6 protein-coding genes are annotated in these 13993 nt (G+C 27.0%); all 6 read left to right on the top strand.

Annotation, left to right across the window (positions count from 1 at the left end; translation table 4 throughout):
• The first annotated feature begins 306 nt into the window (after window positions 1-306).
• The 6 genes from FG904_RS00115 (at window position 307) to FG904_RS00095 (ending at window position 13970) form a co-directional block, all read left to right on the top strand.
• Entirely contained in the window at window positions 307-3321 is a 3015-nt protein-coding gene (locus FG904_RS00115; protein WP_139591919.1) for a hypothetical protein, read from the top strand.
• Between the two features lie 270 nt (window positions 3322-3591).
• Entirely contained in the window at window positions 3592-4356 is a 765-nt protein-coding gene (locus FG904_RS00110) for an SGNH/GDSL hydrolase family protein (protein WP_139591918.1), read from the top strand.
• Entirely contained in the window at window positions 4347-4484 is a 138-nt protein-coding gene (locus tag FG904_RS03335; RefSeq protein WP_218936994.1) for a hypothetical protein, read from the top strand. Before FG904_RS00110 ends, FG904_RS03335 begins: the two co-directional genes overlap by 10 nt.
• Before the next feature lie 5 nt (window positions 4485-4489).
• A complete protein-coding gene (locus FG904_RS00105; RefSeq protein ID WP_139591917.1) occupies window positions 4490-4774 on the top strand; it encodes a hypothetical protein in 285 nt (94 codons plus the stop codon).
• A gap of 254 nt (window positions 4775-5028) precedes the next feature.
• Entirely contained in the window at window positions 5029-5499 is a 471-nt protein-coding gene (locus FG904_RS00100; RefSeq protein ID WP_139591916.1) for a hypothetical protein, read from the top strand.
• A 161-nt stretch (window positions 5500-5660) separates the two neighbouring features.
• Window positions 5661-13970, top strand: a complete 8310-nt coding sequence (locus FG904_RS00095; RefSeq protein WP_139591915.1) for a hypothetical protein — start codon at window positions 5661-5663, stop codon at window positions 13968-13970.
• Window positions 13971-13993: the final 23 nt, after the last annotated feature.

Here is a 13993-nt window from a genome sequence, read left to right as displayed (position 1 = left end):
GGATTTTAATAAAAATTGTTTTGTTTCAACAAATTAGTTTTATTAATTAAATATGTATAAATTTTCTAACTTTCTTTATATTTCCAAAAATATATTTCCAAAAAATATGGAAAAAATATCTTTTTGCATGCAGTTATTATTGATTGTGGAATTTTGAATTATTTTTTGCAGTTTGATTTGCTAAGCAAAAAAACAGTTTCATAAATTAATGTTTTTTTAAAATTTTACGATTTTTTTATTTATACAATCAAAATAGAAAGTGCGAAACACAATTCTAATTTGTGATTTCAGAAATGAGAGAATAATATGAAATTTAAGAAAATAATTTTACTTGGTTTATCAGCTTTATCAAGCATTTCGCTTTTTGGTATTGCTGCATCATGTAACGAAACCAAACAAAAGAGTGGGCAGGCCGACAAAGAATCGGTGACTGTCAATTCTTCATTAAAACAAGCACAAGTTGAATTCAATGACAAAATTGCAAAACTTGATGCTTATATTAAAACTAATTTAGAAACAATTCCTGATTATAAAAATGCTTTAGTTTCTAAAAAAACAGAACTTGTTAACTTAAGTCAACAAGCTAAGGAAAATGAAGCTAAATTAAAAGAGTTGTCAAAATTAGTTGATACTAATATTGCTAAATTTGACAAATTACTTTTAGTTAAAAATCAAATTGAAAGCGATTCATATTCAGCATTAAATGTGGATTCACTTAAACCTGAATTAAAACCTGAAATTAGCGGAACAAAAACTGTTTATAGCAGTGATGCTTCGGATTTGGTTTCTCCAAGCATTCAATTAAGTGATGAATTAGTTGAAGTTATTTCGAACGAAGAACCAATTGTTGTCGATTTAGTTACACAGGCAAAAAGTTCGAGTGATGAACAAACAGCAACTAAAGCTCAAGAATCAATTGATGCTGGAAAAATTAAAGTTCAAAAGAAATTTATTATAAGACAAAAAGAATTCCCTCAAATCAAAAAAGAAGTTACTAAAACTTATGAAATTGAAGGTTATTTAACTAAGCAAAAAGTTGAAGAAATTTTAGAAACAGCAGTCAATAATTTAACAGTTGAATTAAACAACAAAAGTAAACTGGAAATTGCTGAAAGTAAAGATCCGAGATATACTTCGAAAGCAGCTAAAGTCTTAAATGGTAATTACTCAGAAGAAAGTTTAGCAAAGGCTGTAAGAGTTTTAGGAATGGATGATCGTTTTGATGTTGGTGTTGTTGCTGTAGATACTGATGTTAAAAACGGTAAAGTATGATTAAAACCGTTTGTTGCCTTAAAAGGTGAAAAAAATGGATTTAGAAAATTCAAACATAAACCCAATACAGATCATGGTGATGTTAGAAGAAGTTCATTCGTTTTTGATCAATTACCTAAACTAGACATTGCTCCTGCTGGATATGTTGAATTATTTAATTTAAGAGATATCATTTCAGTAAGCGATGAAAAAATTCTTTCACAACTAAGTAAAACATCAATGAATGATGTTGCGTTTAGCGAAATCACAACAGATATTTTAACTAAATCATTAGTTTTAAAATCAAACACACTTAAAACACAGGCTAACGACTATTCAATGGAACTTCCAAGCACATTCCTACAAGATATTAAAGCAACAGTTACTGATGTTAAATTAATTAGAACAAAAATTAAAAATTCAGAACAACCTGGCCCAATTGCTTTAATTTATACAGTTTCTATTTCAACCGAAAAAGTACCTGGAAATATTTATTTAGGTAAGAAAAGCGCAATCTTAAAAGACTTAGCAACAGAACAAAAAACAGCTACTTTCTCTCAAAAATTAGATTCGTATGTACCTAAAGATACAGATCAACCTACTACACCTTCTTCTAGACCGTCAACAGGAACTTCAGATAATAATGAAGTCGCACCTGCTAATGCTGAAGAATATAAGCAACCATTTGTGTTTGCTAAAGTTACAAAAGGCAATAAACAATATGATGGTGCAACTAAATTTGATTCAATAGTTAAGAAAAAAGAAGCTTATGATAAAAAGCAAAAAAAAGCCGGTGGACTGATTCAACTATATAAATCAAGCAAAAACACAATTGACGGATTTGGAATTGCTTCTGGTGGAAATGATGTTGATAACATTGTTATAACAATCAAGGAAGGTTTAGATTTATCAAAAATCTTATCTACTTTAGATGCAAAAGCTTCTTCGAACAATAAATATTTTGAAGGTGCATTTAATAAAGAAGCAAGAACAATTACAATTAAATTCAAAACAAGTTTTTCTGGGCAAGATGTTCATGAACAAACTTTCACTTTTGCTACAGCTCCTGTAGCTAATGAAGGTACATTAAAAGAAAACGCACAGCCTACCACTACACCATTATCGACACCACAAACTGGTGGTACAGAGGAAAAAGCTCAAGCAGATCAACCAAGTTCTTCAACAGAAAGTAATTCAAATAATTCACAAACAGAAAAAGAATCACCTTCTTCTGATACCAGCGCTCCTAAACCTGCTGTAGTTACTTCTGAAAGTTCTGAAACAGCAACTTCTCCTAAGGCTGCTGAAACCGCTGATACATCAACAGAGGAAGCAAAAACAAATTCAGAAACTCCAAATAGTTCTGGTGCAACAGGTGCTACAGAATCAACTCCATCTCCTGAAAAACAAGTTTCTGATAGTCCTGCAGAAACAAGGGGACAAGTAGAACCATCAACAACCACTTTACCAGAAAATACCTCTCCTTCTACTACTGACACAAATACATCAACAGATACACGCGAAAATAGTGTTGCTACAGAACAACCACAAGGCGATCAACCACAAGAAAGTTCATCAACTCCAGCTGAAAAAGTTAATTCTGTTGATAAATTTATGGAATCAATTGATCTATCAAAAGTTTTTAAAAAACTTGATAGTGTAACTGTGGAAAAAATTGAAGAATTTATAAAACCAAATTCAAAATATTACAAAGTACCTACTGATAAAAGTTCTTTAGTTCATGTTGCTAGAAGTAAAAAAGATATTGGTAAACTTAGAACAGTTGCTACTAAAGAAGGCAAAAAGAAAATAGATTCTATTGTTTTTGCAGAAATTAGCGAAATTATGAATGGTTATTTTATAACAGTTGATAAATCTGTTGAGTCAATAAAAAATATTAAAGGCGGTAACCCCATTACTAATGCAAAAGTAGAATATGATGCTGAATCAAAAACCATTTCATTAACTGCTAAAGTGTATAAATATGATGGCGATGGTTTAGCAAATAATTGAAAAAATGCTGTAGAACTTTCAGACAAAGAATACACATTCACAATTAAATTAGCTTAAAAAATACAAACATTAGGTCTAAAACCTAATGTTTTTTGATGCATTTTAGCACTTAAAAAGATTAATATTTGCCAAATTAATATATGTTTTTGTTCTACATTACGAGTTAAAAAATGCAAAAAGTGTAAAAAACATTGAAAAATTACATAAAAATCAACTTTTTGCTTTTTTTCAGGTTTAATGAAAATTAAAATTTTTTATTTAAAATAGTAAAATTATAAATAATCTTATTTTTATACTATTGCCTTGCAATAAGTATGGGAGGAAAAGATGAAAAAAAGTTTTTTACTAATGGGTTTATTTGCATTCACTGGAGCAAGTGCTTTTTTAGCATCATGTAAAGCTCCTGGATCAGATAAATCTTTAGAAAGAAAAGATTTTAACGAACTTAATCCAAGTGATCCTAACAGTGATAAAAATGCAATCATCAAAATTGTCAAACCATCTCAAGATGAAAAATCTAAATCTGGTGAAGATAATATAACTCATGATGAAATTAAAAATCCTACAGATTACTTAGAAATTCAAAGAAAATCAAGAAAAGTTGCTGCCAAATTCATTAGAGCTAATCAGTCTATTAAATATGTTGCTTTAGGAGATTCTATAGCAGCAGGTTTTGATGGTTCTTTACCTAAAGACTATCAAGGTGAATTAAATGAAAATGGTGAAATTACAGGTTTATCTTATCCTGCTTTTTTAGCAAGGCTATTGAATACTAACAATAGAGTGACAAAGTTTAAAAACTTTGCTTCAACTGCTTCTAGATTAGTTGACTGAATTAAATTACTAGGCATTGATTTTCAAGGTAGAGAAAATGAATTACCAGAATTTGAAAGCTTAAATCAAGTTTTTGGTTCTGAACCAACTGCTTTAGCTAATGATATTAAATCTCGCTTAGCAGATGCAAATCTAGTGACTGTTTCACTAAGTGGTAATGATTTTATTTACTTATTATTCAGATCATTAGCACAAGAAGATATTCTGCAATTAGTTGAAATCTTCAATCTAAGAATCCTGATTATTCATTGCTTTTAACTTTTGTTAATAATGTTATTAACAAAACAATTCCAGAAATCAAAGTCAGATACACAACATTTGTTAAAGCTTTACAACAATTAGCACCCAATGCTAATATTAACCTTATCGCATATCCAATGCTTTAAACGGCTTGAAGCAAATAATTGACAATTATTTTAAAGACTTACTTGGTGGAATTGATATTAATTTAAAACCTACTGAAGAAATATTAAGTATTATTAACAAAGCTGTCTTTGAAACTGCAGCAGAAATAGACGGTTCTTTAAATTCAGTTAATGCTTATAACGTGCCTTACTGAGAGCAAAACAGCAACCTACTAAGCAATATCTTTTTTGATATCCACCCTAATACATTTGGATACAAAAAAATGGCTATGGATATTTATTTAAAATTACAAATCCAAGCATTAATTTAACAAAGTATTCTCAAAATTATGATTTAACACAAGATTATTTAAATTCTGATAAAGCACTTGAATATCAAATCGAAAAGGCAGTAAGTGATGCTGAATTATTTGGCAATTCAACTTCTGATTATTTAAATAACTTATCTAAATATGAAACAGAAGTAAACACATTAAGAAACATATCTAATTTTGGTAAGCGCTTAATTGGTCTTTCAGGCATAATTGATTTCTTAGTCAAAGATGTTTTACAATACATTTTTGAAATGCCATTTTATCAGGAAATTGACCCTGAATCTAAATTAAAAAATATAATTCTAGATTCTGCTAATAATGGATTACACGGGTATGTTTCTTTAGCGAATGAACTTGGTAAAACCAACATTATTCAAGACGCTTTTGATAACTTACAAAACAAATTAACTGAATTACAAAATAACAATGAATTAACTTTAGATAAAGTTCTTTCAAGTCTGACAGAAAGTTTCTTCAATGAAAGTAATATTTTAAAACTAGTAGGGGCTATTGCTAAAAGTGATTTAGTGAACCATGACAAACCTAAATTAATTGATGCTTTAAATACTGTTTTAACTAACTTATTTACCCAAAAATCAGATGTTTTAGCTAATTTAGCTACTTCATTTATTTATCCACCACTAAGAGATCTTGGAGTTTCTAGAGATTCAATAACTGAAGTTTTAAAACAAGTTATAGAAAACCCAGAATTTTCAAAATAATCAATGCTTTTGTTGATTCATTTGTTAATCATTCCGAATCATTTACCCAATTAAATTCATATGCTGATTTACTTAAAACATTCTTTAAAGATTCAAATTTAGTTAACTCAGTTTCTGAAAATTTAACTACTTTTGTTTGAGAAATTTTAAAGAATACAGAAGTGCAAAACACTTTAAAAAATACTTTATGACAAATTCTAGAATCTAAAAACTTAACAAACAATTTAACTAGACAACAATCTGATAATTTCACAACTGATTTATTAACAAACTTAACCACTTCTCAAAATCAAACTTTAAATGACTTTGTATCTAATTTCATTAAAAGTTTCATTGAAAATGTTAATGTTGAATCCAACATTGACTTAGGTCAAGTTCTGCCACAAACATTTAATGACACATTAAATGAATTATTATCAGGACTAAACACTAATGAAGCCAGTCAAGAACAACAGCCATTATTTAAATTACTTGATTTATTAATTGATACTAATGTATTACAAAATAATTCAGAGTTCATTAAACAATTAATTAAAAATGTTTTAGATAATTTCGACAATCTAAATCTATCTTCAGCTGTAGTTTCGCTTTTAGGACTTAACAAAATTCCTGAATTAAACTCAATAATTTCACAACAAGAAATAAAAGATTTAGTTGTTTCATTAATTACAAATCAAAATACAAAACAAATTGTCAATTCACTTGTTGAAAGACTTTTAAATAACTTATCTGAATTTAAGGGTTTAAACAATGTAAATCAGTTAATTCAAAAATTATTAACTGTTTTAGATTTTGAAAGTTTAAAACAACCGATTAAAAACTTAATTAATGATTTATTGGACCCAGAACTAAACAATAATGTTATTAAATCATTACTTCTAAGCTGAATGAACAGAAATAACATTGGTACGAGTGATTTAGTTAGAACAAATTTCATAAATAGTTTATTAGCAGAAATTAAATATTTATTAAATGAACTTGAACTAATTGATCCTATTATTAACAAAATTGGTGAAATAATAGAAACTGCCAAAACAGCTCAATTACCACTGGTTGAGTTATCAAAAATTGGTTCAAAAATTTCTGAAGTTTTTGCACAGAAACTAGATAATAATCAGCTTGGATTTATTAAGAAAATCTTAGGCAGAGATTTTGTACAACAAAATTCTGACTTAATTAAACAAATTATTTTAAAAGTTATTGACAATTTAAATCAAGACAATAACTTAAAACCGTTGATTAAAAAGATTTTAGTTTCCATATTTGATTCAGAAACTATTTCTAAATATGTTGACAAGGCAGAAATAGAAAACTTAATTAATTTAGTTATTCCAAGCAACTATTTCGACCGTATTTTAAATCAGCTAGTGGAAATTCTATTCAATAATCCATCTTGATTTAATGATTTAGACAATTTAGAAAACTTTATTAATCATTTAATTACAAACAATGATTTCAAAGACTTGTTAATCAACAATGTTAAACCTGTTGTTTTGGAACTTCTATCTGATTTAAGGTTAGAAAAAACTTTAGTTAAAGCAACTAAAGCAATTTATACTAACAACAATTTAACATTTAATAACGAATATGAAAGAGCTTTAGAAACTGTCTATTCACAACTTTTATCCAATGTTTCCAAATCATCTGTTGTACATAATTTAATAAACAATTTATTTGATTATTTTAATTCTAATAATTTAACTGTCAGTTCTTTAAAATCAGAACTTCCAAGCAAAATCTTAGAATGATTAAATCTGTCTAATTTTGATTTTGTTAAACAAGTATTTAGATTAGAACTAACTCCTGATGCTCGTGATGGATTTAAATCATTTATTTTAGATTTAGTAAATCAATTAAAAGCAAATAACAAATGAAATGAAATATTTGAATCATTAAATATTTCAATTGATTGAGCTCAATTAGGATTTGAAAAAGCCGATTTTGTTAGCTTAGTTAATGCAATTATCAATTCAAGTGAATTTAACACTATTTTAGACAGTGTTTTAAGTTTATTACTGGACAACAACGAGTTAGTTAAATCATCTGATTCATACACTGACTTAATTAAAAAAATACTTAAAAATCAACAATTCTTACAATCAATTAAACAACCTTTAAAAACTACATTTAACAACTTAAAACAAAATAATGTTGTTAAAACAGTTTTATTAAAACTAGTACAAAAATTTGTAATTGCTAATGCTGATTATGCTTGAATCTTTGAAAATACAACAAACAAAGAAGCTTTATTAAGCGATTTATTTGATTTACTAATTTCATCAGATAATGAATTTAATTTATTTGATATCGCTTTTTCAGCACTAGAAGAGTTTGCTGACGATGGGAATTACACTGAATTAACTGATATTTTAGCCATTCTTTCTAAGAAATTTGTAGCTAAATTTTCTGGTGATAGTTTAGAACCAACTGTTGTTAAATTAATCAAACTTTTAAGTGCTAATTTTATAAATAAACATAAAACCGACTTAAAAACAATGGCTAATAATGTTTACAACAAACTAGCTACTGATTCAACATTTTTAACAAATTTATATCAAACGGTTTTACCTTCTGAATTACAATCAAAAATTCAAAGTTATGCACCGCAAGGCGATGTTGTTTATTTAATTCAATTCTTGCTTAAAAATCAAGCATTTAACAATATTTTTACAGATCAGTTGAATTCAATTTTTGACTCATTAGACCATCTGGAAAATGTAAATAACTTTAACGACTTAATTCAAATTGTAATTAAAGCTTTAAACTTTGATTCAATTCAACAAAACTTAGCTACTGTCTTAGATTCTATTATTGCTGATTCTAGAAGTGTTAATGCTATTGAAAATCTAATTGTTAAATTATTGCAACAAAATTTAGGTGCTTATTACAATGATTTAACTCCTAACTTTATTAATAATGTAATTACTGGTTTAATTCCTTTATTAAAAGAACTTGAGTTATATCCACAAATTATTGAACTCACAACAAACAAACTTAAGGAAGCTAAAACAAATAACAGTGATTTACTAGCTAAACTGAAAGAATTACCAGAAGCTATTTTAAATTTAGTGAAAACAAAATTTGAAGCTTCGCCACAAGGGCTTGTAGACAAAATTTTAAATTCTCCAATTTATTCAAACAATAAAGAATACATCAAATTCTTAATTAATAAATTATTAAAAACACAACTAAACTCACCTACAGTAATTAATTTAATCACTCAAGCAATTGATGGTTCTAATGCTGAAGTTTTTAATACTTATTTAGACAAGCAAGCATTAAAATCACTCCTTACAGCAATTATTCAAGATCAAAACTTATTGCCAATTTTAACTAGTGCAATAGACTATGTAATTGACAATGATTCATTGCGTAATTTCTTTAACGACCCCGAAACAGCAATATTTGCCATTCTAAAAGGTTCAAATATTGTTAAAAACAATAACTACCAAATATCAAGCTTATTAAGCAATATTTTAAATCAAAGTTCATTAGACAATTTATTAGCAAAGGCATTAAATAAAACCTTAAAAGACAATGAATTAATCGAAGTTGAATTTTCAAATCAGTTCTATCAAGAACTTAGAAAAACAGCTTTAGCAATTGTTAATTTAGACCAAAATGAATCATTAATTACTAAAGCTCTTAATTTATTGGATAAATCAGTTCAAGCTTCAAACAATCTGCAAGGTTTAACTAGTCATTTTGTAAATAATCTTGCTTCATTATTTAATTTATCTGACTATAAATTAGTTAAGACTTTATTAAATTCAAAAATATTTACAGTTGAAAATGAAAAAATACAAAAATTAGCTAAAAAAGCGATTGAAAAATACCTAACAACTGATGTAATTACAAAATTAATTCAAAATAATTTACCTTCAAATGACATTGCTAATGCCATTAATTTACAACCACAAGATGTTACAAACGCCGTTGTAGAACTAGCAACTTCAACTGAAGCTCGTCAAATTGTGGATGCAATTGTTACTAATTTAATTACTAATGCAAGCAATTATGCAAGTGCAAATAGTTACAATGATTTAGTTAAATTAGTAGCATCTGATCAAAACTTAGTTAATACAATTTCGCCATTGCTATCTAAATTATTAAAAGATGCTATTTCTAAGTCAAACATTGTTAATTTTGCTAAAAACGCTATTAAACAATTCTTGACAAATCCAAGTTATTCAAAATTCTTCCAAGGTATTTCAAATACTGACAGTTTAGCTGAAAACATTGTTAACTTATATAACATTTTTGACAAACATTTCTCAGTAACTGATACATTAGTATCTACTGTTTTAAATTACTTAAAAACATCAGGTATAGAGCTTGATATTAATGCTATTTTTAACAGTCTTGGCAATGCTTTAAAAGCAAAAGCAGGCGACGGTCAACAGCTGGAAACAAAAGTTGTTGCATTATTCAAAGAATTAATTCAATCTCCTTTATTCACAAGTAATAAGAACGACATTTTACAAATTATTAAAAATGTTTTTGAAACTTTATCACCTGAACAATTAGTAAATGAAATTTTAGATAAACTACCAAACGATTTTAAAGATCAACTAGGACAATTTGTTAATTTAGATGATGTTAAAGCTTTCGGGGCTTATTTATTAGGAAATTCAAACTTTAAAGCTATTTTTGTTGAAACAATCAAACAAGCTTTAAATAGATTAAATGAATTTAACAATGTAAATTCATATGCTGACATTGTTAAAAAACTATTTGAAATACTAGACTTAAACAACTTAAAAACAAGCACAAAAGCATTAGTTAATGACTTATTAACTCATCAGTCAACTAAAAACTTAATCAAGAGTTTAATAAACAAAACGTTAAGCAAATACAACGTTTCAACTAATGAAACTTCAATTCAAAACACAATTAATGCTTTAGCAGATAATTTAAAACCAATCGTGGATTCAATTGGTTTAGTCGATCCTTTAATTGATACATTGTTTAACGGTTTAATTGAAGCCAGTCAAAAAACTAACGATCAAGAATTAATTAATTGCTTGAAACAAATTTCAACAGAATTTAGCAAAGTGCTAGCAGATGTTGTTACAAACAAACCTAAAGACTTTATTAAGAAAATAATTAATATTGATTTTATTCAACAAAATAAACAAGGTTTAATTGAACTTTTAAGCCAGTTATATAGTGGTTTAAGACAAAGTTCAGACTTCAATACAGTATTAAATTTAATTGCAAATTTTGCTCCACAAACAAATGATATTTATCAATATGTTTCAAGAGAGCATTTAGTTAACTTAATTAAATATGTTTTAAAACAACAACCGACAGATGCTATTGTTAAAACAATTATTTCTTACTTTATTAACAATAATCAATGAGTAGAAAACATTGATAACCCTACTGAGTTAATAAACCAATTTGTCTTAAATTCAGGTATTTTAACCAATAATAAAAATGACATTAAAGCACTTGTTGAAAACATTTTAAATTCACAAGAGTTTGCTGATGTTGTGGTAGATTTATCAAGTTATTATCTACAACAAAATAACTTAAACATAAATTCAGTTAATAGAACTAAATTAACAAAAGACTTGTTGGCTAATTTAGTCCCATATTTAAAGGCAACGAACTTATATGATCAATTAATTGATAGTGTTATTAATTCAATTACTGAAACAAATTCAATTACTAATTTTGTGCCTAAATTTGTTGAAAAACTTAATGGTTTAATTAACTTCAATGACTACAATTTAATCAAGAAGGCTTTTGAACACCTTCATGCTTTCCCAGACAATAAAGAAACTGTTTTAAAATTAATTGCATCATTTGTTGATAGCGTTAAAACAAATGACACATTTATTACTAAATTAGTTGAATTTAGTAAACTCGAAAGCACTTTAAGCCCTTATTCAATTACTAAACAAGAAATAACAGATACATTTAAAGCAGTATTAAATGATGATGCTTCAAAGAATTTAATAATAAAATTATTTGATTTAGTGTTAACAAATTGACAAGAGTTTAAGCAACCAAACAGTTTAGAAGAACTAATTACCTTATTGTTTAAAAATAGTGCTCAAGAAAACTCTTGAACAGCAGAATTAAAAACTTTAGTAAGCAACTTACTAAAGAATGATTTATTCAAAACTATAGCTTCAAAAATTGTTCACAAAGTTTTAGTTGACAACAACTTAAACCAATTACTAAACGGAATTACTGACCCACAAGAGTTTTTAAAATGACTAACAGTTTTTGCTGATAGTTTAAATGAAAACTTTAACTTTGTAGACTTTGCTATAGACATTTTAGTAAACAGTATTAAGGCAAACGGAATTAACCTTAATGTTGCCAACTTACTAACTTCTGTTAAAGATAAATTCATTGAATTAACAAAAGCTTCAGATTTTCAAAATAAACTATTAAATGTAATTAGAGACAACGTAAATTACATTGCATCAAGTGATCAAAAACAAAATGTATTAACATTTATAGCTAATATTAGTAAATACGTTTTAGATCAAACAAATGTTGGAAATCTAATATACGATGGTATTTCTGGCTCAGCTTTAACCTATGTTAATAAGTTCTTTAAATCAAAAGAAAAATTCAGTGAATTTATTAATTCAATTGCATCTCATGACAACATTAAGAAAATTATTGATCCATTCTTTAATTACTTCTTAAATAATCCTGGAAGATTAAACAATGCAAATGATATCGCTTCATTACTAAGGGTTTATTTAAACGTTAATTCAAACAAAAATGACTTAAAGAATGCTTTAAAAGAAATTTTAATTAACGCTCTGAAATCTGAAAATGGTAAAGAGGTTGCATTAAATGTTGTTGATAGTTTAATTGAATTTTTAGAAATTTCTAAGACAGATAAAATTAACAAATTTATCGAGTTATTTAAAAATGAGTTTGCCAATGTTTTAGATAGAGTTGGAATAATTGATACATTAATAACTAACTTATTAAATACTTTAAGTCAATCAAATGACATTAATCAATTTATCAGCAATATTGGTTCATCAATTTTAAGTGGACTGAATTTATCTGATTACAACATGGTTAAAAAACTGCTTGTTGATCCAGCAGTTACTGGTAATAAAGATATTATTAACAATGCCTTTTTAGACATGGTAAATGCTGTTTTAGGTCAATCTAACAAAATTCAAAACATCATTAATGAATTAAATGTTTCAAATATTTTATTTGGTGATAAGATAGACAAAAACACAGTTAATCAAGCATTAATTACTGCTCTAAGAAATGATAAGTTAAAAGAATTATTATCAATTGTTTTAACTGATTTAATAGATCGTGGTGAGGTTTATAATACTAAAACATCTTATTTATCAGCATTAAACGAAATATTTAAATCACCTAAAACTGAACAAATTAAGACTTTAATTCATGGTTGAGTTTCTGACGTTTTAACTCAAACTAATGACAATATTACTCGTGGCTTTGCAAGTATTTTGATTAATTCATTCAAAGAAATAGGAATTAATTTAAATGAAAATCAAGACTTACAGTTATTTACAGACATTATTAAAGGGCTATTTAAAACAATTGCAAATTCACCTGAATTAACTGAAGTTATAAATAATATTTATGCCAACTTAAAAGCAATTGACTTTGAAAGCGTTGCTAACCCTTCACAAGCTGCTAAAAATGCTATTGTAGAAGGAATTTTAAGCATTATCTCAGCTAACAAAGGTAAATCTATATCATTAAGCAAACTGCTTAATAAACGTGATTTTATTAATAAACTAATTAATAATATTGGTGGAAATAACTTCATTAATTTCTTAACCAGATTATTTGACAGTAGTGATCACGTAAATCTAACAGGAATTTATGCACAACTTGATCCACTGCTGAACTTTAAAAACAAACCACAAAGTTCATCAGGTATTAAAATTGACTTTGATGTTAATATCTTTGATTTAATTTCTGAATTCAAGCAGTTTATTGCTTCAATTTATGAGCCACTGTTTGATGCAATGATTAAGAATGCACATGATTTAAATCGTAGATATGACTTTAATAACTACAAAAATAATCCGGAATATAAAGCTATATTTAGATTAAGCACTATTTTCTTATGAATTCTGAAAGAACAATCAGGAGTTTCATCATTCTTGTTCTGAAATGGTACAACTTTAGAAGTTGAAAATACTTTCTTAGACGGTACTGAAATTGCTTTCCAAAGAGCCATTGCTAAAAATCAAAATGCATGAAACTACTTTAACAGAACTCAAAAGAAAGCCTTAGGTGCTACTGGAAACAACAGTTACTATAACTATGAATGAATTACAGGAAACCGTTCAAATAGTACAAGCAACTCAAACTACTGACAAGATCAATTGTTAGCTTATATTTACTATAGAACTTCAAATCCAGCAGATAGATATGTCAGAGGAAAAACTAAAACTGATGCTTTAGTTTTAGCTCTACACAATGGATTTATGAAGCGTTAAAGCAAAATATCATCCTAATTAGG

The organism is Mycoplasma nasistruthionis (assembly GCF_006228185.1).
Classification (GTDB): domain Bacteria; phylum Bacillota_I; class Bacilli_A; order Mycoplasmatales; family Metamycoplasmataceae; genus Mycoplasmopsis; species Mycoplasmopsis nasistruthionis.
The sequence above is the reverse complement of the archived record's forward strand: the minus strand, read 5'-3'. Positions and strand labels throughout refer to the sequence as shown.